Origin of the sequence: Methylobacterium sp. Leaf125, assembly GCF_001423085.1 — a bacterium.
Taxonomy (GTDB): Bacteria; Pseudomonadota; Alphaproteobacteria; order Rhizobiales; family Beijerinckiaceae; genus Methylobacterium.
This window is the reverse complement of record NZ_LMNU01000012.1, coordinates 513,695-535,661: the sequence shown is the minus strand read 5'-3', so window position 1 is coordinate 535,661 and position 21,967 is coordinate 513,695. Positions and strand designations below refer to the sequence as shown.

Annotated in this window: 21 protein-coding genes and 1 tRNA gene; 7 read left to right on the top strand and 15 right to left on the bottom strand. The window is 69.2% G+C overall.

Annotation, left to right across the window (positions count from 1 at the left end):
- Positions 1-26: 26 nt before the first annotated feature.
- Positions 27-830, top strand: coding sequence for a succinate dehydrogenase iron-sulfur subunit (locus ASF58_RS13620; RefSeq protein WP_055952937.1), 804 nt, complete (start codon positions 27-29; stop codon positions 828-830).
- Between the two features lie 149 nt (positions 831-979).
- On the opposite strand, the gene ASF58_RS13615 is transcribed toward ASF58_RS13620, so the two are convergent.
- From ASF58_RS13615 to ASF58_RS13605, 3 genes are all read right to left on the bottom strand, one after another.
- A complete protein-coding gene (locus ASF58_RS13615) occupies positions 980-4,144 on the bottom strand; it encodes a multidrug efflux RND transporter permease subunit (protein WP_055952934.1) in 3,165 nt (1,054 codons plus the stop codon).
- Positions 4,145-4,147: 3 nt separating this feature from the next.
- Positions 4,148-5,452, bottom strand: a complete 1,305-nt coding sequence (locus ASF58_RS13610) for an efflux RND transporter periplasmic adaptor subunit (RefSeq protein WP_156375667.1) — start codon at positions 5,450-5,452, stop codon at positions 4,148-4,150.
- A 328-nt stretch (positions 5,453-5,780) separates the two neighbouring features.
- Positions 5,781-6,212, bottom strand: coding sequence for a hypothetical protein (locus ASF58_RS13605; RefSeq protein WP_156375666.1), 432 nt, complete (start codon positions 6,210-6,212; stop codon positions 5,781-5,783).
- Positions 6,213-6,462: 250 nt separating this feature from the next.
- Between ASF58_RS13605 and ASF58_RS13600 the strand changes: the two genes are divergently transcribed.
- Both ASF58_RS13600 and ASF58_RS13595 read left to right on the top strand, forming a co-directional pair.
- The gene (locus ASF58_RS13600; RefSeq protein ID WP_055952926.1) at positions 6,463-7,035 is read left to right on the top strand and encodes a L,D-transpeptidase; all 573 of its coding nucleotides are present in this window, start codon (positions 6,463-6,465) and stop codon (positions 7,033-7,035) included.
- A 78-nt stretch (positions 7,036-7,113) separates the two neighbouring features.
- Positions 7,114-7,914, top strand: coding sequence for a TSUP family transporter (locus ASF58_RS13595; protein ID WP_055952923.1), 801 nt, complete (start codon positions 7,114-7,116; stop codon positions 7,912-7,914).
- Between the two features lie 84 nt (positions 7,915-7,998).
- Here the strand turns inward: ASF58_RS13595 and ASF58_RS13590 are convergent, their stop codons facing one another.
- Positions 7,999-8,211: a DUF4287 domain-containing protein gene (locus ASF58_RS13590; RefSeq protein WP_055952920.1), complete on the bottom strand. Its 213-nt coding sequence runs from the start codon at positions 8,209-8,211 to the stop codon at positions 7,999-8,001.
- A 128-nt stretch (positions 8,212-8,339) separates the two neighbouring features.
- Entirely contained in the window at positions 8,340-10,433 is a 2,094-nt protein-coding gene (locus tag ASF58_RS13585) for a TonB-dependent receptor (RefSeq protein WP_244477315.1), read from the bottom strand.
- Between the two features lie 597 nt (positions 10,434-11,030).
- On the opposite strand from ASF58_RS13585, the gene ASF58_RS13580 reads away from it, so the two are divergent.
- Complete coding sequence (locus ASF58_RS13580; protein WP_055952917.1) at positions 11,031-11,840, top strand: class I SAM-dependent methyltransferase; 810 nt, start codon at positions 11,031-11,033, stop codon at positions 11,838-11,840.
- 109 nt (positions 11,841-11,949) lie between these two features.
- Here ASF58_RS13580 and ASF58_RS13575 read toward each other — a convergent pair whose 3' ends face one another.
- Both ASF58_RS13575 and ASF58_RS13570 read right to left on the bottom strand, forming a co-directional pair.
- Positions 11,950-12,996, bottom strand: a complete 1,047-nt coding sequence (locus ASF58_RS13575; RefSeq protein ID WP_055952914.1) for a MaoC family dehydratase — start codon at positions 12,994-12,996, stop codon at positions 11,950-11,952.
- Between the two features lie 92 nt (positions 12,997-13,088).
- On the bottom strand, positions 13,089-13,391 hold the full coding sequence (locus ASF58_RS13570; protein ID WP_055952911.1) for a YggT family protein: 303 nt from the start codon (positions 13,389-13,391) through the stop codon (positions 13,089-13,091).
- 121 nt (positions 13,392-13,512) lie between these two features.
- Here ASF58_RS13570 and ASF58_RS13565 point away from each other — a divergent pair.
- Positions 13,513-13,588 (top strand) — tRNA-Ala (locus tag ASF58_RS13565).
- Positions 13,589-13,665: 77 nt separating this feature from the next.
- On the opposite strand, the gene ASF58_RS13560 is transcribed toward ASF58_RS13565, so the two are convergent.
- Both ASF58_RS13560 and ASF58_RS13555 read right to left on the bottom strand, forming a co-directional pair.
- Positions 13,666-14,019: a DUF3140 domain-containing protein gene (locus ASF58_RS13560; RefSeq protein WP_055952908.1), complete on the bottom strand. Its 354-nt coding sequence runs from the start codon at positions 14,017-14,019 to the stop codon at positions 13,666-13,668.
- 438 nt (positions 14,020-14,457) lie between these two features.
- Positions 14,458-14,871 (bottom strand): hypothetical protein, encoded by a 414-nt coding sequence (locus tag ASF58_RS13555; RefSeq protein ID WP_055952905.1) that lies wholly within the window; start codon positions 14,869-14,871, stop codon positions 14,458-14,460.
- Positions 14,872-15,081: 210 nt separating this feature from the next.
- Between ASF58_RS13555 and ASF58_RS13550 the strand changes: the two genes are divergently transcribed.
- Positions 15,082-15,576 (top strand): HD domain-containing protein, encoded by a 495-nt coding sequence (locus ASF58_RS13550; protein WP_055952902.1) that lies wholly within the window; start codon positions 15,082-15,084, stop codon positions 15,574-15,576.
- A 92-nt stretch (positions 15,577-15,668) separates the two neighbouring features.
- Here ASF58_RS13550 and ASF58_RS13545 read toward each other — a convergent pair whose 3' ends face one another.
- The 4 genes from ASF58_RS13545 to ASF58_RS13535 form a co-directional block, all read right to left on the bottom strand.
- Positions 15,669-15,956, bottom strand: a complete 288-nt coding sequence (locus ASF58_RS13545) for a hypothetical protein (RefSeq protein WP_055952899.1) — start codon at positions 15,954-15,956, stop codon at positions 15,669-15,671.
- A 230-nt stretch (positions 15,957-16,186) separates the two neighbouring features.
- A complete protein-coding gene (locus tag ASF58_RS26695) occupies positions 16,187-16,360 on the bottom strand; it encodes a hypothetical protein (RefSeq protein ID WP_200930198.1) in 174 nt (57 codons plus the stop codon).
- A 143-nt stretch (positions 16,361-16,503) separates the two neighbouring features.
- On the bottom strand, positions 16,504-17,163 hold the full coding sequence (locus ASF58_RS13540; RefSeq protein WP_055952895.1) for a 3-oxoacid CoA-transferase subunit B: 660 nt from the start codon (positions 17,161-17,163) through the stop codon (positions 16,504-16,506).
- A gap of 23 nt (positions 17,164-17,186) precedes the next feature.
- On the bottom strand, positions 17,187-17,915 hold the full coding sequence (locus ASF58_RS13535) for a CoA transferase subunit A (RefSeq protein WP_055952892.1): 729 nt from the start codon (positions 17,913-17,915) through the stop codon (positions 17,187-17,189).
- A 393-nt stretch (positions 17,916-18,308) separates the two neighbouring features.
- Here ASF58_RS13535 and ASF58_RS13530 point away from each other — a divergent pair, with 393 nt between their 5' ends.
- On the top strand, positions 18,309-20,183 hold the full coding sequence (locus tag ASF58_RS13530; protein ID WP_055952889.1) for an AsmA family protein: 1,875 nt from the start codon (positions 18,309-18,311) through the stop codon (positions 20,181-20,183).
- Positions 20,184-20,308: 125 nt separating this feature from the next.
- Here ASF58_RS13530 and ASF58_RS13525 read toward each other — a convergent pair whose 3' ends face one another.
- Together ASF58_RS13525 and ASF58_RS13520 are read right to left on the bottom strand one after the other, a co-directional pair.
- Entirely contained in the window at positions 20,309-21,082 is a 774-nt protein-coding gene (locus tag ASF58_RS13525) for an ABC transporter permease subunit (RefSeq protein WP_055952887.1), read from the bottom strand.
- Complete coding sequence (locus ASF58_RS13520; protein ID WP_055952884.1) at positions 21,079-21,966, bottom strand: ABC transporter permease subunit; 888 nt, start codon at positions 21,964-21,966, stop codon at positions 21,079-21,081. Before ASF58_RS13520 ends, ASF58_RS13525 begins: the two co-directional genes overlap by 4 nt.
- Position 21,967: the final 1 nt, after the last annotated feature.

Genomic DNA, 21,967 nt, shown 5'->3' with positions numbered 1-21,967 from the left:
CGAGACGGATTTAGGCACGCCACACCATGGCTCAGTTCAATCTCCCCAAGAACTCCCAGATCACCGAGGGCAAGACCTGGCCTCGGCCCCAGGGGGCCAACAACCTGCAGGAATTCCGGATCTACCGCTGGAATCCCGATGACGGCAAAAATCCGCGCGTCGACGTCTACCAGGTCGACCGGGACGATTGCGGCCCGATGGTCCTCGACGCCCTGCTGTGGATCAAGAGCAAGGTCGACTCGACCCTGGTCTTCCGCCGCTCCTGCCGCGAGGGCATCTGCGGCTCCTGCGCCATGAACATCGAGGGCCAGAACGCACTGGCCTGCACCATGGGCATCGACGAGTGCCAGGAGCACGCCAAGGGCAAGAAGACCGGCGCGGTGCGGATCTACCCGCTGCCGCACATGCCGGTGCTGAAGGACCTCGTCCCCGATCTGACGAACTTCTTCGCCCAGCACGCCTCGATCGAGCCCTGGCTCCAGACCGAGACGCCCGCCCCCGAAGGCGAGTGGAAGCAGACGCCGGAGGACCGGGCCCAGCTCGACGGTCTCTACGAGTGCATCCTCTGCGCTTGCTGCACCACCTCGTGCCCGAGCTACTGGTGGAACGGCGACCGCTTCCTCGGCCCGGCGGCCCTGCTCCAGGCCTATCGCTGGCTGATCGACAGCCGCGACGAGAACACCGGCGAGCGCCTCGACGCTCTGCATGATCCCTTCCGGCTGTATCGCTGCCACACGATCATGAACTGCGCCAACACCTGCCCGAAGAGCCTGAACCCGGCGAAAGCCATCGCCGAGATCAAGAAGATGATGATCGCCCGCGAGGTCTGAGGCTCGGCCCCGGTCACGACCGGACGACGTACGAAAGAGGGGCGCGCGGTCGACCGGACCGCGCGCCCCTTTTCATGGGCCGGTCCCGCCGGCGCCGGCCCTCGAAAGGACACGGGGCTCCCCCGGGGGGAGAGCCCCGCCGCGCCGGCCTACTCGGCCGGGGCGTGATGGGGCACGTGCACGGCGCCCGGCTCCGCCTCGGGCTGGATGCCCTCGGTGGCGTCCTTGCGGCGGAAGAGCCGCATCACCACCACGAAGAACACTGGCACGAAGAGGACCGCCAGGACGGTGGCCGAGATCATGCCGCCGAGCACCCCGGTGCCGATCGCCTGCTGACTCCGCGAGGCGGCGCCCGTGGCGATGGCCAGCGGCACGACGCCGAAAATGAAGGCCAGCGAGGTCATGACGATCGGGCGGAAGCGGAGCGTCGCCGCCTCGATGGTCGCGTCCACCAGCGATGTCCCGGGCTTCCAGAGGTCCTTGGCGAATTCCACGATCAGGATCGCGTTCTTGGCCGAGAGACCGATGATCGTGATGATGCCGATCTTGAAGTAGACGTCGTTGGGCATCCCGCGCAGGTACACCGCCGCCACTGAGCCGATCACCCCGAGCGGGATCACGAGCAGCACCGAGAACGGGATCGACCAGCTCTCGTAGAGGGCGGCCAGGCACAGGAACACGATCAGGATCGACAGGCCGAGCAGCAGCGAGGCCTGTGAACCCGCCTGCTTCTCCTGCAGCGACTGACCGGTCCAGGCATAGCCGAACCCCTTCGGGAGCTGCTCCATCAGCCGCTCCATCTCGTTGAGCGCATCGCCCGAGGTGTAGCCGGCGGCCGGCTCGCCGGTGATGCGGACCGACTGGTAACCGTTGAAGCCGATGATCTGGGCCGGGCCGACGCCCCATTTCAGGTCGGCGAAGGACGACATCGGCACCATCGTCCCCGAAGCGTTCTTCACCCCGTAGTTCAGGATGTCGGCCGCCTTCAGGCGCTGCGCGTCCTCGGCCTGGACGATCACGCGCTGCATCTTGCCCCGGTTCGGGAAGTCGTTGGTGTAGACCGAGCCGAGATTGACCTGGATGGTGTTGTTGATCTCCTCGAAGTCGACGCCGAGGGCGGCCGCCTTCTCACGGTCGATGACGAGTTCCGCCTGGGGCGCCGGGGGCAGGCCCTCGACATAGACCTTCTGCAGGACGGGGCTCTTGCGGGCGAGCGACAGCAACTGCTCCTGGGCCGCCATCAGGGCGGAGTAGCCCTTCTGCGCACGGTCCTGGAGGCGGAAGCTGAAGCCCGAGGCGTTGCCGAGATTGTCGATCGGCGGCGGCTCGAGGGCCTGGATCACCGCGTCCTTGTAGGACGCCAACGCCTTGTTGGTGCCCTCGATCAGCTTGGCCGCCGAGTTGTCGGCGTCGCGCTCGCCCCAGGGCTTCAGGGTCACGAAGGCCTGCGAGGTCACCTGTCCCTGGCCCGAGAACGAGAAGCCGTTGACGACGGTCACGGTCGCCACGCCGGGCTGGGCGAGAAGGTGTTCCTCGACCTTCTTCACGGCCGCCTCGGTGCGGTTGAAGGAGGAGCCGGGCGGGGTCTGGATGTCGACGGTGAAGAAGCCCTGGTCCTCCACCGGCAGGAAGCCCTCCGGCAGGCGGAGGAAGGCGTAGCCGAGGCCGATGACCAGGGCGAGGTAGACCAGCATGACCCGGCCGGAGCGCTTGATCAGCCCGGCGACGCCGCGCCCGTAGCGGGCGGTCTCGCGGTCCACCACCCGGTTGAACCAGCCGAAGATGCCGCCCTTCGAATGGCCGTGGCCCTTCTCGATGGGCTTCAGCAGGGTCGCGCACAGGGCCGGGGTCAGCGACAGGGCCAGCAGCGCCGAGAAGGCGATCGAGGTCACCATGGCGATGGAGAACTGGCGGTAGATGATGCCGACCGAGCCGGGGAAGAACGCCATCGGGATGAACACCGCGATCAGCACCAGCGTGATGCCGATGATGGCGCCGGTGATCTGGCTCATCGCCTTGCGGGTGGCCTCCTTCGGGGAAAGGCCCTCCTCGTTCATGATGCGCTCGACGTTCTCGACCACCACGATGGCGTCGTCGACGAGGATGCCGATGGCCAGCACCATGCCGAACATGGTGAGCACGTTCACCGAGAAGCCGGCGAGCAGCATCACCGTGCAGGTGCCCATCAGGGCGATCGGGACCACGATGGTGGGGATCAGCGTGTAGCGGATGTTCTGCAGGAAGACGAACATCACGATGAACACCAGCACCACCGCCTCGACGAGGGTGTGGAGCACCTTCTCGATGGAGGCCTCGACCGCTGGGGTGATGTCGTACGGGATGTCCCACTTCACGTTCGACGGGAAGAACTGCGAGAGCTCCTCCATCTTGGCGCGGATGGCGGAGGCGGTCTGGAGGGCGTTGCCGTCCGGCGCCAGCGTCACCGAGATGCCCGCCGCCTCGCCGCCGTCGAGGCGGGTGGTGAACTTGTAGTCCTCGCCCCCGAGCTCGATCCGGGCGACGTCGCGCAGGCGCACGTTGGAGCCGTCGGAATTGGCGCGCAGCACGATGGCGCCGAACTCCTCCGGCGCGGTCATCTGGCCCTTCACGATGATGGGGAAGTTGACCGGGTTGCTCTGCGGACTCGGCATGGCGCCGACGGCGCCGGAGGCGATCTGGACGTTCTGGTTCGAGATCGCCTTCGACACGTCGGAGGCGTTGAGCGACAGGCCGCGCAGCTTGTCGGAATCGATCCAGATGCGCAGGCTGCGCTCGGTGGAGTACAGCGTCGCGCGCCCGACGCCGGGGATGCGGCGGATCTCGTTGATGACGTTGCGGATGAGGAAGTCGCCGAGCGCGATCTCGTCCATCGACTTGTCGGGCGAGACCAGGGTGATGATCTGCAGGGTCGCGGCGGAGGCTTCCTCCACCAGGGTGCCCTGCTGACGCACCTCGGCCGGCAGGCGCGCCTCGACGCGCTTGAGGCGGTTCTGCACCTCGACGCCCGCGAGGCTCGAATCGGTGCCGGGCTGGAACTGCGCGGTGATCTCGACCACGCCGAAAGCGTCGCTGGCCGATTCGAAGCTGAGGATGTTCGCCGCGCCGTTCAGCTCATCCTCGATGAGCCGGGTGGTGCCGGTGTAGAGGTTCTCCACCGAGGCGCCCGGATAGGCGGTCGAGAGCGCGATGGATGGGGGCGCGATCACGGGATACTGCGCCACCGGCAATTGCGGGATCGTGAGCAGGCCGCCCAGGATGATGAAGAGGGCGACGACCCAGGCGAAGACTGGCCGGTCGATGAAGAAGCGAGCCATGGTTCAGCGCACCTGCGACACGGGCTTGGGTGAGGCCGCATCGGGCGAGGCCGCGTTGGGCGCCCCGGGCTTCGGCGCACCCGTCGATTTGGTGGTCTCGGGCTCCGGAACGTCGGTGTCGCGGGGCTTCGGCCCGGAATCGGCGGTGGCGACCTTCAGCTCGACGGTCTTCACCTGCTGGCCGGCGGTGATCTTCTGCACGCCCTCGACGACCACGCGGTCGCCGGCCTTGAGGCCCGAGCGGATGACCCACTGGTTGTCGACCACCGGGCCGACCTCCACGGGCTGAAGCATCACTTTGCTGTCGTCGCGCACTACCCAGACCTCGGCCTTGCCGTCGTTGGTCCGCTGGATCGCCTGCTGCGGCACCGCGAGCGCATCGGTGTCGATGCCCTGCTTGATGCGGGCGCGCACGTACATGCCGGGGAAGAGCTCGTCATGCGGGTTGGGAAACAGAACGCGCAGGGTCACCTGTCCGGTGCTCGGATCGGCCGTCACGTCGGAGAACAGCAGCTTGCCGGCCGAGCCGTAGAGCGTGCCGTCATCCATGATGAGGTGGACGTTGGCCGTGTCGGCCGAGAGACGCGAGAGCTCGCCGCTGGCGAGGTCGCGGCGCAGCTTGTTCAGCTCGCCCACCGACTGGGTGATGTCGACGTAGATCGGGTCGAGCTGCTGGATGGTGGCGAGGTTGGCGGTGCCGCCCTGCTCCACCAAAGTGCCCTCGGTGAGCAGCGCCCGGCCGATGCGGCCCGAGATCGGGGCGCGGACATCGGTGTAGCCGAGGTTGAGCTTGGCGCGGTCGCGCGTCGCCTTGGCGCCGGCGACCTCGGCCTGCGCCTGCTTCAGGCCGGCATAGGCGGCGTCGTACTGGGCCTGACTCGCGGTCTGGCGCGAGAGCAGCTGTTCCAGGCGGTCGGCCTGCTGTCCGGCGAGGACCTGCGCGGCCTCGGTCCGGGCCAAGGCGGCTTCCGCGCTCTGGAGCTCGACCTCGAACGGCGCCGGGTCGATCTTGTAGAGGACGTCGCCCTCCTTCACGAGGCTGCCCTGCTCGAAGGTGCGCTTCACCACGAGGCCGGAGACGCGCGAGCGCACCTCGGCGATGCGCAGCGGCGCAACGCGGCCCGGCAGATCGCGCACGTAGGGAATCGGCTGCTCGTGGACGGTCACGATGTTGACCTCGGGAATGGGTCCCGGAACCGGCGCCGCCGCCTGCTGCTTCTGATTGCAGGCCGAGAGAGCGACCAGGACGACGCCCGCGGCGAGCGCGGTCGGCCGGGCCCCGAACAGGCGGTGGTTGAAAGACGTCACGATCGCGTCGCTCCTGCGAGATTTTGGCGGATGGCCCGCGTGGCGCGGGCCGGCGTCGCCGGGTTCAGGGGCCAGGGCCCGCCGCGGGCGGTTCGGGCCATGGCAAGCGCCGGACCATGTCGCATGGCCGGGCGCGGTGAGGGCGGTGACAGGTGTGAAGGCGTCGCCTGCGCTGCCGCAGCGCGGGTCGCATCGCTCCGACCCGGTCCGAATCGTCCGATGACGATCCCGGGGATGCCCGACAATCTGGGCGTTCCGACGACACAGGTTGTATTCAACGCGAAAAGGTGACGTCGAATGCCGTGCGCGCCGGACGGCGGCAGACCGTTCAGGCCGGGAAGATGAGTCTGGGAGGGCGCTCGAGGGGGGCGACCGCGCGCGTCGCCGGGGCCGGCAGGAGGCGCGGCATCGCGAGGCGATCCGCCCTGTGCTTCGTCACGAGCGGGATCCGCAGGGTCGCGACGCTGCCGTAGCTGTCGTCGAGGTCGGCCATCGCGGCCGAGATGCGCAGGTTGCTGTCCCGGTTCTCCGGGAGCGCGGCCTGGGACATCACGGTCTGGCGGGCGAAGCCGTGTGGCACGTCCCCCGCCGTCCGCAGAAGCGGCAGGACGGCGCAGACGAGGAGCAGCAGCGCGAGCAGACCGGACGCCACCACCTCGACCGCACGCACGACCGGGCGCGCCGCCGCGGCCGAGGCCGATCCAGGCAGGTACGCGGTCGCCTCGGCGGCGCCTGCGATAGGGACAGGGTTGGGTCTCACCACACCGAGTCTGGGGGTAAGCCGGCGTCGCCGCAAGTTCCTGCGGCATTGTGTCAGGTGCTGAGACGCACGCCCGGCGCCCCCCGGCCCGAGGGCGTTGCCGGGATCACACAGGGGCGGCGCGTTCGGTCCTGACGCGGTTGACCCCCCTCCCCCATCACGCCAAGGCTCGCGCCCCCGACCATAAGCCTCCGGGAAAGCCGGGCCCACGCGCCCGCCCTTTGCCGGTTCTCGGCTGGAGGAGACGACCATGCAGACGCGCCGCGTTCTCGCCGCATCCGCCCTGGCGGCGGCCCTGACCGTATCGACCGGACCGGCCTTCGCCGGAAACCCGTTCGACAGCGGGCCGATCGCCGACTTCATGAACATCTTCAAGGAGCAGGCGATTCCGCGCGAGACCGTCGCCTGGAAGGGCACGGAGAAGCCCGGCACCATCGTGGTCTCGACCAGCCAGCGCCGGCTGTTCTACGTGCTCGGCGGCGGCCAGGCCGTGCGCTACGGCGTCGGCGTCGGGCGCCAGGGCTTCTCGTGGTCCGGCGAGAAGACCGTGACGATGAAGAAGGAATGGCCGGATTGGCGTCCGCCGTCGCAGATGCTGGCGCGCCGTCCCGACCTGCCGCGCTTCATGGCCGGCGGCCAGGACAACCCCCTCGGCGCCCGCGCGCTCTACCTCGGCTCCTCGCTCTACCGCATCCACGGCTCGAACGAGCCGGAGACCATGGGCGCCGCGGTGTCCTCGGGCTGCATCCGCATGACCAACAAGGACGTGGTCGATCTCTACGACCGCGCCAAGGTCGGGACCAAGGTCGTCGTCCGCAACTGAGGCGTCCGTCCGGCGCTTCCCCCTCGATCTCCATCCCGCCTCCAGTCGGCCCTCACTGGACCATGACGTGAGGACGGGATGATCTTCGGGGTGGATATCGGCCTGATCGCGGGTCTGTTCGCGGTCGCGGTGGCGGCCGGCTGCGTCGACGCGATCGCGGGCGGCGGGGGTCTGCTGACCCTGCCGGCCCTGCTGCTCTCAGGCCTCGATCCCGTCTCGGCGATCGCCACGAACAAGCTCCAGGGCAGTGCCGGCGCGGTCTCCTCGACCCTGGCCTTCGCGCACCGCCGCCTGATCCACTGGCCCGACGCCTGGAAGATCGCGCTCAGCGCCGGTTGCGCCTCGGTGGCGGGCGCCCTCTGCGTCAGCCTGCTGCCGCGCGCCCTGCTGGACGCCGCCGTGCCGATCCTGCTGGTGGCCATCGCGATCTACTTCGCGACCGCCAAGCGCATGAGCAACGAGGACGCCACCGCGCGGATCACCCCGAACTGGTTCGCCCTGACCTGGGCGCCGGCCGTAGGCTTCTACGACGGGGTCTTCGGTCCCGGTGCCGGCGCCTTCTACATGATCGGGTTCGTGACCCTGCTGGGGCTCGGCGTGGTGAAGGGCACCGCCCACACCAAGCTCGCCAATGCCGCGAGCAACCTCGGCAGCCTGGCGCTGTTCGCGCTGGGCGGCCACGTGGTCTGGGCGATCGGCCTGATGATGGCGGTGGGCGCCTTCATCGGCGCGCAGATCGGCTCCCGCCTGGCGATCCGCATGGGCGCCCGGCTGATCCGCCCCCTCCTCGTCACCATCGCCTGCCTGATGGCCCTGCGCCTCCTCTCCGACCCGGCCAACCCGCTGCGCCGGACGGTGATGGGGCTGTTCGGGGGCTGACGCCCGGCGCGGGAGTCGGCGCGGCCGCGGGATCGACGCGGCCCCGTCCGCCCTGATCGGCGAACGGTTTGAAGCGGGATCGCCTCACGGAGCCTGTGTTGCCAGGACGTGCGCCACGATCGCGTTGGCGTGCCCGTGGCCCATCCCGTGCTCGGCCTTCAGCATCGCGACGAGGTCCATGTGCCTGGCCGGAAGTCTGTTTCGGACGAGTTGCTGCCAGACCGCGATGGGTCGGCCGTACCGCTTCTCGATCGACGGGAAATACGACGCCGGTCCCTTGATCGGTTCAGCAGGCATGGCGACGCATCCTCCGGAGGCAGCGCCCGACGATTGCAGACGGGACGCGGGGCGCGCAAGATGTCCTTGCCGCTGCTCGCGGGCCGAGCGCGGGGGCGCGATGCGCGTCCCCGGGTCATTCGATCCCGTCAGAACGTGTAGGAGGCGGATACGACGAAGGTCCGCGGTGAAGCGACCGTGACGAAGGTGCCCGTCGTCAGCCAGTATCGGTTGTCGGCGACGTTCTCGACGTTGAAGCGGAAGACGAACGGCCTGTCGCCGAGGATCGTCGCGTAGCGGAAGCCGAGGTCGAACCGCGTCCAGTCCGGAAAGCGGACGGTGTTGGCGCCGGTGAGATACGAGCCGGAGGTGTAGAGCACCCGGCCGTTGAGGGAGAGGCCCCGCACCCAGGGCGTATCCCATTCGAGACCGGCGGAGACGGTGAGATCCGGGACGCCCGCGGCGTCGTTCCCACGCTGGAGCGGGTCGATCGGCTTGGTCAGTTCGGGCCGCAGGAAGGTTGCGCTCGCGAACCCGCGCAGGGTCGGTGCGATCGCCCCGAAAGCCGACAATTCCAGGCCCTGATTGCGCTGTTCGCCGTTATACGCCAGGGCATTGGTCGCCGTCTGGACCTGGTCCGGACGGCTGATCTGGAACAGCGCCGCCGTCGTCGTGATGGTGCCCCAGTCGACCTTGATGCCGACTTCCTGCTGGTCCGACTTGTAGGGACTCAGGATCGCGCCCGCGTTGCTGTAGCCCGGCCCCACGATGGTGCCGGCCGTCAGGCCCTCGGCATAGTTCGCGTACAGGGAGACGTTCTTCCAGGGCTTGAACACGATGCCGGCGAGCGGCGACGTGGCGTTCGCGTCGTACTCGCTCGTCCGCGCCTGGGTCACGGTGTCGTAGCTCTTCTGGTTCACCATCTGGTAGCGGACGCCCGCGGTCAGCAGGATGGTGTCGTCGAAGGCCGACATCGTGTCGGCGACCGCGACGCTGGTCAGCGTGGTCCCGGCATAGCGTTGCGGTGCGACCCGCTCACCCGTCACGACCGGCAGCGGGGACGGGCTGTAGATGTTGGACGGAACCGACTCGTCCGCCGAGTTCGCCACGTAGGCGAAGCCGTCCTCCCGCGTGAACCCGGTATAGACCAGGTTCACCGAATGGTTGATGAAGCCGGTATCGAAGCGCGCCTTCAGCCCGGCATTGCCGCTGACGGTGCTGCTGTAGGAATCGTAGAACGCGTTGACGAGTCGGAAATTGCCGAGGACGTCGGCGCCGCTGGGAAAGCCGAAGACCCGGTAGTCCGGGAAGGTCTGTCGATTGGACCCTGCGCGATACCCGATCCCGCCATAGGCCGTCAGCCAGTCCGTCAGGTCGTATTCGAGGAAGGACGCGACCGTGTTGTCCCGCTGCTGGAGCTGCGTTCCCGGGAACCAGTTGCTGCGGCCGCTCGGCGGGCGCGGGATGAAGGCGATATCCGATTGCAGGCCGATCTGCGGACGGAAGTTCTTGGTGTCGTCGTTCTGGGAGATCACGTCGAGGGCCCAGCGCAGGCGCTCGCCCTGATAGTCGAGGGACAGGGCTCCGAGGCCCGTCCGCAGGTTGCCGTCCCGGATCGTGGCCTCGCCGTCCCGGCCCAGGCCGTTGAAGCGGATGCCCCATTCCTTGTTCTCGCCGCCGCGGGCGCTGGCATCGACATGTACGCCGAAGTTACCGGGGCTGATATATTGCGGCGTCACCTGGACGAACGGCACGTCGAGGGCGCGTTTCGTGACGATGTTGATGCTGCCGCCGACGCTGCCGCCCGGCGGAATGCCGTACATGAACGCGCCCGGACCCTTCAGCAACTCGATGCGCTCGATGTACTGCGCCGCCACGCGATTGGACGAGACCAGGCCGTAGAGGCCGTTCAACCCGACATCCTGCGCCTGAACCTCGAAGCCGCGGATCTGGAAGGTGTCGCTGAAGCCGTTGCTGGCCGTCGTCAGGCGGACCGACGCGTCGTTGACCAGGGTGTCGGCCACGGTCCGCGCCTGCTGGTCCTGGATGACCTGCTGCGTGAAGTTGACGGTGCTGAACGGCGTGTTCAGCGCATCCCGCGTCCCGAGCACACCCAGGGAGCCGCCCCGTGCGAACTGGCCCCCGGCATAGGGTGCCGGCAGGTCCTTCAGGAGCCCGACTCCCTGCCCGCCACGCCCCGTGCCAGCCGAGGCCCCCGCCACGGAAAGCTCGTCGAGCTGCACGGATTCTTGCGCTTTGACGGGCGACGTCAGACCTGCCGAGCTGAAGACCAGCGAGGTTGCGCCGATCAAAGCATACGTCGAGGTTGCGGAAAGCGCTGAGGTGATCTTGCGCACCGGTAAATCCTTGTGCTGTCGCCCGGGTCGCGTATCGAACTCTTGAGGATTACATTAGAGCGATCCTAAACCTTGGATCGATACGTCGGCACATCTGGCGGTTAGTCGATCACGCCGGGGTGATCAAGCCTTGGCACAAATTGGTTCAGCGCCCGTGCCTTTGCGGCAACAATTCCTAATTGTTCTAATGCGGAACTGCTGATGGGTCGTCGGGGCCGGTGCGGTCCCCGTCCGCCGGGGCTGAACGTTTCCGTCGTGGCTCCGCGGACGGAGCATCGGCACAGAGCGAGGACGCAGGTCATCGGGGCGACAGTCCGGTGCAGGCCGACTGCCGACCCGTCATGAAGACGTCTCGGGTCAGGCAAACGGACTGTATTCGACAGTCGACCACGCCAACGCGGAAGTCCTTCGCGCGAGTCCCATAGACTTTCAGACGCTTGATGCGGCATCCTGCGCGGGGGACCCGACTGAGTCGGAGGCACCATGAGCGACGCGATCCAACCGCACAACGCGAAGCCGGCCCGGATCTGGAATGCCGGGGGCGCCCGCTACAACGAGATCAGCCGTGGCATCGCCGACAGCATTGCGCATTGCGTGCTGCGCCTGGATCCGAAGCCGGGGGAGCGGGTGCTCGACCTGGCGACGGGCACGGGCTGGACCTCCCGCGTCGTGGCACGGTGCGGGGCGCAGGTGACCGGCGTCGATCTGGGTGCCGACCTGATCGCCTTCGCGGCGGAGCAGGCGCGGGCGGAGAGCCTGGACATCGCCTACCGGCTCGGGGACGCCGAGGCGCTGCCGTTCGCGGACGGGGCGTTCGACGCGGTCGTCTCGACCTTCGGGGTGATGTTCGCGAGCCGTCCCGAGGCCGCCGCGGCGGAACTGGCGCGGGTCTGTCGCCGAGGGGGACGCATCGCCCTGACCACGTGGACGCCGGACGGTGCCGTGTTCCGGATGTTCTCGGTGATGAAGCCCTATCTGCCGCCGCCATCGGATCCGGCCCCGCCCTCCCCCTTCGACTGGGGCGATCCGGAGCGGATCACGGGCCTGCTGGGCCGGGACTTCGAGCTCGCCTTCGAGAGCGGCACCTCGTTCTTCCGCGAGCCGAGCGCCGAGGCCGCCTGGGAGCGTTTCGTCACCGGCTATGGCCCCACCAAGGTCCTGGCCGACAGTCTCGACGAAGCGCGACGGGCCGACCTGCGCCGGGACTTCATCGCCCTCCATGCCCAATACGCGACCCCGCTCGGGATCTGCGTGCCGCGCGCCTACTGGGTCACGCGCGGCATCCGCCGCTAACCCTCGGCCTTGTTGGCCCGCCCGACCCGTCACGCGGCGGGCCGGGACCGAAGGGTCGTCCGGGGTCGAAGGGTCAGCCGGAGGGGAAGGGCCGACCGGGAGTGAAGGATCAGCGCGGCATGAAGGCCCAGTAGTCGAGATCGAGGATCACCGACGGGTCATAGGCGTCCCCGACCTTGTCGGGGTGGTTGCCGCAAGGCTGGTTCTTGGTGGCGACGGTGCGCAGCCGAAGGGCCCCGATGTCACTGCGGCCCGGGAGTTCGGCGGTCTCCAGCACCTCGCTCCAGGCATAGACCGTATCCCCGGCAAACAGCGGGGCGACGTGGCGGCCGGCATTGATGCCCGCCAGCGCGAAGGCGTTGCCGAGGCCGTTGAAGCTCAGGGCCCGGGCCAGCGAGATCACGACGCCCCCGTAGATCAGCCGGCGGCCGAAGCGGGTGTCCTTGGCAGCGTAGCCGTCGAAATGCACCTTGGCGGTGTTCTGGTACAGGCGGGTGGCGATCTGGTGCTCGGCCTCCTCGACGGTCATCCCGTCGACGTGGTCGATGCGCTCGCCCACCACGTAGTCGCCGAACCGGTGCGGCGAGCCGGCGAGCTCGCAATCGTAGGCGCCCGGGTTCAGGGGCGGCAGGGCCGCGGCGAGGTCGGCCGGGTCCACCACCTTGGCGAAGGTCGGCACGTGCTCCTGGGTGATCGTCGCGTCCGGGTCGCGCTTCTTCACGAGCACCCAGCGGCAGTAGCTCAGCACGGTCTCGCCGTTGGCATCCGAGCCGGTGGAGCGCACGTAGACCACCCCGGTCTGGCGGTTCGAGCTTTCCTTGAGGCCGATCACCTCCGACACGGTCGAGAGGGTCTCGCCCGGATAGACGGGCCGGCGGAAGCCACCCTCGGCGTAGCCGAGATTGGCCAGCGCGTTGAGGGAGATGTCCGGCACGGTCTTGCCGAAGACCACATGGAAGGTGAGGAGGTCGTCGAGCGGGCTCTGCGGGTAGCCCACGGCGCGCGCGAAGGCGTCGGAGGATTGCACGGCGAAGCGCGGGCCGTAGAGGGCGGTGTAGAGCGCGACGTCGCCGAGGGTGACCGTGCGGGGCGTGGCGTGTCGGATGGTCTCCCCGAGGCGATAATCCTCGAAGAAGCGGCCGGGATTGGTCTTCATGACGGTCTCGTCCCCAGGGCGGCGCGGTGGCGCGTCGGTTTTTTATGTCGGGCGGGCCGTCGTTGCGTCCCGCCCCTCGAAAGCCCGTCCGGTCAGCGGGTGTAGACGTAGGTCTGCGCCGGCACGAACTCGTGGAGCAGGCGGCTCGCGAACAGCAGCAGCAGCACGAGCACGATCGGCGAGAGGTCGACGCCGCCGAGGTTGGGCAGGATGTTGCGGATCGGGCGCAGCACCGGCTCGGTGAGGCGGTAGAGTACCTCGCCGATCTGCGACACGATCGGGTTGCGGACATTCACCACGTTGAACGCCACGAGCCAGCTTAGGACGGCGCTGGCGATGAGGACGTAGATGTAGAGCTGCACGACGGTGTCGAAGAGCCAGATGAAGGCGTTCATGCGCGGAAACGATGTCCTCGTGGCCCGCGCCCGCGGGACGCATCACGCGCACGCAAAGCTGCAGGATTTCTGGAATTGACAGGTCGGCGTGAGCGAGCCTAAAAGGCCGCCACCCCGGAACGGGGCTGTAGCTCAGATGGGAGAGCGCCGCAATCGCACTGCGGAGGTCAGCGGTTCGATCCCGCTCAGCTCCACCAGGTTTCCCCAGCGCGGGACGGCCGGTGGTTCGATCACCCGCGATCCGACCTGATCCGAAGCCCGCTCCGGGCCGGACTCAGTCGTCCTTCAGCGGATCGTGTCCCCAATTCATCAGCGACAGGCGCCAGGGGGACTCCTTCACCTTGTCGGTCTCCTTCGGGCCGCCCTGCTTGAGGTGACGGTGCACGTAGCCGACGACCTTGGCCATGTGCGCGTAGTCGTCGTCCGTGAGGTCGGTTTTCTTGGTGCGCAGGAGCTCGACGATGCGCCGCCCCTCGCGATGGCCGGTCGCCTCGCCGCCATCCTTCTTCTGGCCGACCGACTGGCTCTCGTCGGTCTTCAGGAACGCGTCGAGCTTGGCCGCCGTCATGTTTACGGCCTCGTGGAACGCCTTGTAGGTCTCGGCGTGGTCGTCGCCCTTGTCTGCCATGCGGTTCTCTCCCGAAACGATCGGGCGGAAAACCGGGGCGAAACCCGCGCGGTTCCGACCCCGCGACGGCGCGTCCGCTCGGGCGACCCGTTGGGCCGCGCCTACGCGATCAACCGGGCCGCGCCTACGCGATCAACCGGGCCGTGCCTATGCGATCAACCGGGCCGCGCCTACGCGATCAACCGGGCCGCGCCTACGCGATCAACCAAGCCACGCCCATCACGCCGGCCAGGAATATCCCGTACGTCACCAGGACGGCGACGATCTCACGGTGCTGGATGACGATGTTTTCTGAGGCGGACAGCATGGCGGTATGGCCGGGAGTGGAACGAGAGCCTTCATCTCACGCCCAGCCTTAGAATTCGATGATCAGAACTACGGCTCCGACGAGGAAATTGCCGATGTCTCCCGGCGGCCACAGAGGATCGTGGGGCCCCCTCAGGCCGGGCGGTCGGCGGGCTGGTCGAACAGGAAGTCGTCGACGGCCGGGATGGTCACCGCGAGGCCGGCAGCCGCGCCGTAGCTCGCCTTCGAGAGGCGCCAGGGCGACTCGGTGCGGGCGCGGATGGCCTCGGAGGGGCGCAGGCGCCGGGGCCGGCCGTCGGCGCCGATCTCCTCGATCAGCACGAAGCCGTAGACCTGGAGCCGGGCCGCGATCAGCTTGGTCTCGCGGTCGCCCGCCGCCACGGAGAGGCTGCCCGTGGCGTAGACCGAATCCATCAGGGCGCGCTGCTCGCTGCGCCGGGCCGCGAGGCCGCCGCGGGGCGCCGCGGACGCCGCCGCCGACGGCTGGGGGCGGAGGGTGCGTCGGAAGGGGACCACATTGTCCATCGTCGCCGGAACGCTGCCCATACGCCACTGTCCTCACGCTGCACTCGAAGGGCCGGGCGAACACCCCGGCATATCCCCTGATTTCGACGGTTCCGCTTAACGGGCAGCTAACGTTACCGGTCCGCATCGTCCCGTTTCCGGGCCGAATGCCCGACGCGCGTCCGTGCTTGTGGATTGCCGGGCGGAATGGTCTACCGGGCCGGCAGGTCCGGCCTGAGAGGAGCGCGCGGCATGGCATCCATCTTCGAGGCCCACAGCTTCGCGATGATCGCGCATGCGGGGCAGATCGATAAGGGCGGGCAACCCTACATCCGCCACCTGGAGCGCGTCGCCAACGCTTCGGTCGGCCGGGCGGGGCACGCGAAGTCGGTGGACCGCCTCGCCATCGATCCGATGGAGGTGATGCAGGCCGCGATCCTGCACGACGTCCTCGAGGACACCCCGACCACGCCGATCGCCCTGCGGGCCGAGGGCTTCTCCGAGGCGGTGATCGCCATGGTGGCGATGCTGACGAAGCCGGCCGCGCCGGTGCCGTACGACGCGCGCATCTCCGCCCTGATCGCCCAGCATCATCTCGGGGCGCTGCTGATCAAGATGTCCGACACGGAGGACAATCTGAGCCCCGACCGGACGTTGCCCGACGGCGAGGCCCGGCGGGCGCGCTATGCCGAGGCGTTCGACCGCCTCAAGGCCGCGGCCGCGGGGCTCGGCTACACGGGTTCGTAGCCGGGCACGAGAAAAAGCCCCGCAGTAAGGCTGCGGGGCTTTCACCTGTCAGGGCCGCGCGGCGACCCCGACGAAGTTTACCTGAAGCTGGCTTACTTGCCGCTGGGGGCTGCGCCGCTGCCGGTCACGCCGTTGCCGCCGGTGCTGCCGCCGGGCGCGCCGACCGTCGCGGTGCTCGGACCGCCGGAGGTGCCGGCCGGGGCCATGGTCGAGCCCGTGGTACCGGGGGCGCCCATGCGCTCCATCGACTTCTCGCTGTTGCTCTTCACGCTGCCCGGATTGTTCATGTTCTGCTCGGTGCCGGTCGCGGTCTGCGCGAAGGCGGTGCCGGTGAGGGCCAGGGCGATCGAGCCGGCGAAGGCGAGGGTCTTGATAGACATGCTGCGGTGTCCTCCAGTTTTCATTCTCTGGTCGACCAACGCGGACCTGCGCTCAATTGTTCAAATTCTTTATCAATGCGGGGCTCGTGCGAAGCCTATCCTGTGGCTCGCCCGGTCCGGGTGCCGTCTCGACTTTCGCGCAGGGTCGTGGCCGCAGGCAGCGACGCTCCGACGATCCGACGGCCCGCGCCCGAAGGCAGGAGCCGGCGCCGCCGGCTCCCGCGCGGCGCTCAGGTGTCGCTCTCGGCGCGGTCGGTGTTCTGCTCGGCCTCGTCGTAGGTGTAGCCCTCGAGCCAGTCCGCGCTGTTCTGCGAGCCGGCCGGATAGGGATTGGCGGAATCCGGTTGCCCGGCCTGCTTGGCCGCCTTGCCCTCGCTCATCACCGTCTTGGATACCACTGCCATGTCGTGCACTCCCCTGTGGGCCTGTGCCTTACGGTAGGGCGTCGCCGGCCCACGGGGACCCTTGGGCCGGCAAAAACCCGCCGCGGCCGGAGCCGGGCGGGGTTCGGTGGCTCGCGCGGAGGGGCTCCGCCCCGTCGCGCGGTTCAGGCGAGCCGGGTGGTGAAGCGGGCCGTGGTCTTGGCGCGGATCTCGTCCTCGGTGACCCCCTCGGCCAGCTCGACCAGGGTCATGCCCCCGTCGCCCTTCTTGTCGATGGTGAAGACGCCGAGATCGGTGATGACCATGTCGACCACGTGGGTGCCGGTGAGCGGCAGGTCGCAGGCCTGGAGCAGCTTCGGGCTCTCCGAGCCGTCCTTGCCCTTGGCGGTGTGCTCCATCACCACCACCACCTTCTTGACGCCGGCCACCAGGTCCATGGCGCCGCCCATGCCCTTCACCATCTTGCCCGGGATCATCCAGTTGGCGAGGTCGCCGTTCTCGGCCACCTGCATGGCGCCCAGGATCGACAGGTTGATGTGCCCGCCCCGGATCATCCCGAAGGATTCGGCCGAGGAGAAGTAGCTGGTGGTGGGCAAAGCGGTGATCGTCTGCTTGCCGGCATTGATCAGGTCGGCATCCTCCTCTCCCTCGTAGGGGAAGGGGCCCATGCCGAGCATGCCGTTCTCGGATTGCAGCTGCACCGACATCCCGTCCGGGATGTAGTTCGACACGAGGGTCGGGATGCCGATGCCGAGGTTCACGTAGAAGCCGTCCTGCAGCTCTCGTGCGGCGCGCTCGGCCATCTGTTCGCGGGTCCAGGCCATGATGGTTCTCCTTAGCTCGGCTCTCAGACGGCGGCGGGCGGCACGGCGGGCTCGCCGCGCTTGCGGGTGGTGCGCTGCTCGATGCGCTTCTCGCGCTCCGGCACGTGGACCATGCGCTTCACGAAGATGCCGGGGGTGATGATGGTGTCGGGGTCGATCTCGCCGGGCTGCACGAGATGCTCCACCTGCGCCACGGTGATCGTGGCGGCGGTGGCCATCATCGGATTGAAGTTCCGCGCCGTCTTCCGGTAGATCAGGTTGCCCTCGGTGTCGCCCTTCCAGGCATGGACGATGGCCAGGTCCGCGAACAGACCGCGCTCCAGCACGTAGTCCTCGCCGTCGAAGTCGCGCACGTCCTTGCCTTCGGCGATCAGGGTGCCGACGCCGGTCTTGGTGTAGAAGGCCGGGATGCCGGCGCCGCCGGCGCGGATGCGCTCGGCCAGGGTGCCCTGCGGGTTGAACTCGATGGCGAGCTCGCCGCCGAGGTACTGGCGGGCGAATTCCTTGTTCTCACCCACATAGGACGAGATCATCTTGGCGACCTGGCGGGTTTCCAAGAGCTTGCCGAGGCCGACGCCGTCGATGCCGGCATTGTTGGAGACCACGGTGAGGTTCTTCACCCCGGACGCGCGGATCGCCTCGATCAGGGCATCGGGAATTCCGCAGAGACCGAAGCCGCCGCACATGATCATCATGCCGTCCTTCAGCACGCCGGCCAGTGCCGCCGTGGCGTCGGGATAAACCTTCTTCATGGATGCCCTCCTGTGTGGTTCTGTTCTTGGTCGGCGCGACCGTCACGCACAAGCGGCGTCCTGCCAACCCCTCGTCGCGGTGCGGCCGTTACATTTTGCAATGCGCGGAACAGCCCGGGCCGGGTCTGAGCGCGGGGCCGGCCGGAGGGCGTCGCCCGGGCCCTCCGGAGGCGCGCGGACCCGAGGCTGTCTCGTGGGCGGAAGCGTTCCGCCGCTCTGCACGGTGGATGGCGCGGGAGCGTCGCCCTCGCCCGGGGAGACAAGCGGGACGTCGAGGACTATCAGGAGGGCGTCGCCGGTTCTTCCGCGCGTCGCGGCTGCCGGGGCCGGACGCGCCCATCCCATCGTCGATCGTGCGGCCCGCCGTGCGTCCCACCCACCGGATGGAGTGGAATGCCTCTGCGCCGCCTCCTGTCCCTGATGAGCCTCGCGGCATTCGTCGTCGCCCTCTCGGCCGCCTGCCTGCCCTGGTCGGTCGCGACGCCGCGCCTGCGGGCCTTCGTGGCGCGGGACTTCGCGCGCACCTACGGGCTCGCCATGACCGCGGCGGGGCCGACCGAGGTCACCCTGCTGCCGCTGCCGCGCCTGGGCTTTCGCGATGTCCGCCTCGCCGCGGCCGACGGGGATGGTCCCGTCCTGGCGGAGGGCGGCGCCCTCTCCCTCCAGCTGAGCCTGCTGGCCCTGCTGACGGGGCGCCTCGAGGTGAACACCCTCGGGCTCGACGGCGCGACAGTCTACCTGCCGGCGAATGCCCACGACGGCCGCTGGTCCGAGCCCCTCCGCCGCCTCGGCGCCCGGCTCGGGGCGGACGGCGCCTCCCATCCCCGCCGGATCAGCCTCTCGCGCGCCACCGCCAAGGGGCTCGATCCCCGGGACGGATCCCCCCAGACCGCGCGCGACCTCGACCTGACCCTGTCCTGGCCGCTCTGGAGCGCCCAGGCCGAGATCTTCGGCAGCTTCCAGTGGAGCGCCATGCCGACGCGGTTCGCCGTCTCGGGCCTGCGGGTGATCGATCTCCTCGACGGCGGCTCCACGCCCTTCGCTCTCACGGCGAGCTGGGCCGCCGGGAGTCTGACGGCCGAGGGCAACGGCCTCGTCGCGGCCGAGGGCCTGACCCTGACCGGGCTCGGCCAGTTCGAGACGCGGTCCCTGCCGGAGACCCTCGCCTGGGCCGGGGGCAACGTCGCCCTGTCGCCGTTCGTGGCGGCGTTCGGGCTGACCGGCAATTTTGAGATGAACGGGCGTCAGCTGCTGCTGCCCAACGTGCGGGTCTCCTTCGGCGACAATCGCCTGGAGGGGGCCGGTGCCGTCTCCTTCGGACGCGACCGGCCGGCCGTGCAGGCGACCCTGGCGGCCGAGACGCTGAACCTCGCTCCGCTGCTGGCGGATCTGCTCCGCGCCGTCGGGGTCACCGCCGCCCCCGCCGGTACCCCCGACTGGCGCCTGCGCGCCCTCGCCCTCGCGCCCTATACCGGCGGCGACCTCGACTTGCGGATCTCGGCGGGCGCGGCCCGGTTCGGCCCGCTCCTCGCCGAGGACCTGGCCGCCAGCGTCCTGGTCCGGGACGGGAACATCGAGGCCTCCCTCAGCCGCGCCTCCGTAGCGGGCGGAACCCTCAAGGGCCGTCTCGCCCTCGCCACCGCGCCGAAGGACGCGGCCGTGACCGAGGCCAAGGTCCAGGGCACCTTCGACCGGCTCGACCTCGCGGCCTTCCCGGGCGACCTGCGCCCGGAGAACTGGATCCTCGGCACGGCCCAGGGCCAGTTCCAGGCCGAGGGCTCGGGCGCCGACCTATACGCGCTCCTGCAGCATCTCGACGGCCATGCCGGCCTCTCGGTCGACGGCGGCACCCTGATCGGGTTCGACCTGAACGAGGCGGCCCAACGCAACCGGATGCCGGCCCGGCGCGTCGGCCGCACGGCGTTCGAGCGCGCGACCCTGAGCCTGCGCTTCCGCGACGGCATCGGCGAGATCACCGAGGGCACGATGGAGGCGAACGTCCTGGCTGCCTCCCTGCGCGGCACCGTCTCGCTGCCGGACCGCCGCTGCGACACCCTCGCGGAGATCTCCGCACGGGGGACGGCATCGGAGAAGCGGCCGCCGATGCGCTTCCGGATCGCCGGCCCCTTCGGCGAACTCGACGTGCGCAGCCTCGGCCGGGACGCCGTGCCGGACCTGCGCGGCGGCGCGGTGGCTCCGGCAAACCCCCTGCGCATGCCCGCCGCCGGGTTGGCGCTGCCGGCCGGTGCCCGGGCCTACGCGCCCTAGAGCACACCCGACGCGCCAGCCAAGCCCCTCTCGGACCCAATCTCCGAAGGCCAAGCCCGTCCCGGTTCAAGCCCGTCCCAGTTCAAGCGCGCAGCAGGCCAAGCCGATCGGAGGCCCGGCCCCTCTCAGGCCGAACCTTTGCGCCCGGTCAGCCAAGAGGCCGTGAGCACGATGGCGGTGACGGTGCCGACGAGAAGCGTCGAGGCCGCGTTGATCTCCGGGTTCACCCCGAGCCGGACCTGACTGTAGAGCCGCATCGGCAGGGTCGTCGCCCCCGGGCCCGAGACGAAGCTCGCGATGACGAGATCGTCGAGGGACAGGGTGAAGGCGAGGAGGAAGGCCGCCGCCAGGGACGGCGCGATCAGCGGCAGGGTGACGGTGGCGAAGACGCGCGCCGGAGCGGCGCCGAGATCGGCCGCTGCCTCCTCGAGCGACCGGTCGAGACCGCGCAGGCGCGCCCCGACGATCACCGCCACGAAGCCCAGACCGAGGGTCGCGTGCGCGACGACCAGGGTGAGGAGGCCGCGATCGAGGCCGAAGCCGACGAAGAGCAGCAGCAGCGACAGCCCCGTGATCACCTCCGGCATGACCAGCGGCGCATAGATCAGGCCGAGGAAGACCCGGCGGCCTGCAAAGCGCCCGCCTCGATCGAGGGCCAGGGCCGCCAGGGTCCCGAACACCGTGGCGAGGGCGGCCGAGGCCAGTGCCACCACCAGGGAGATGCCGGCCGCCTCACGCAGGGGAACGTCGGCGACGAGCACGCCGTACCAGCGGGTCGAGAACCCGCCCCAGACCGTGACCAGGGCCGAGGCGTTGAAGGAGTAGATCACCAGGATCAGGATCGGCGCGTAGAGGAAGCCGAGCCCGCACGTCAGGGCGATGCGGTCGAGGGCCCTCACCGGCCGGCCTCCCGCTCGGTCGCCTCGTCCTCGCGGAACAGGATCAACGGCCCGACCACCAGGACGAGGACGAGGATCGCCACCGCCGAGGCGAGTGGCCAATCGCGGTTGGAGAAGAACTCGCTCCACAGGACGCGCCCGAGCATCAGTGTGTCCGAGCCGCCGAGCAGGTCCGGGATGATGAATTCGCCCACCATCGGCACGAAGCAGAGCAGCGCTCCGGCGGTCAGTCCGGGGCGGGCGAGCGGCAGCGTCACCGTCCAGAACACCCGCGTCGGTCCGGCACCGAGATCGGCCGCCGCCTCGGGCAGGCGCGGATCGAGCTTGGTCAGCACCGCGTAGAGCGGCAGCACCATGAAGGGCAGGTAGGCGTAGGTGAGCCCGATCAGCACGGCCCCCTGGCTGTTCAGGATCTCGAGGGGCCGCGCGATCAGCCCGAGCTTCATCAGCCCGGCGCTGAGCAGGCCCTCGGGCTTCAGGATCGCGATCCAGGCATAGATGCGGATGAGGAAGCTCGTCCAGAACGGCACGATCAGGAGCGCCACGAGGCGCGGCTGCCAGCGCTCCGGGGCCCGGGCCATCGCCAGGGCGATCGGGGTGCCGATCAGGGCCAGGATCGCGGTGGCGATGGCCGCGAGTGTCACGGAAGACAGGGCGGCGTCGCGGTAGAGGGCGTCGCTCGCCAGCGTCTCGAAATTGGTGAAGTCGAGGGCTTCGAGGAAGCTGCCCCAGCCCTCGATCCCGGCGCTCCAGTCGAGCACCGGCAGGTAGGGCGGCTGGGCCGTGGCCGGCGTCGACAGGCTGATCTTCAGGGTCAGGATCACCGGCAGCAGCACGAAGGCGGCGAGCCAGAGGGCGGGCAGGACCGGCAGCAGGCGCTTCATG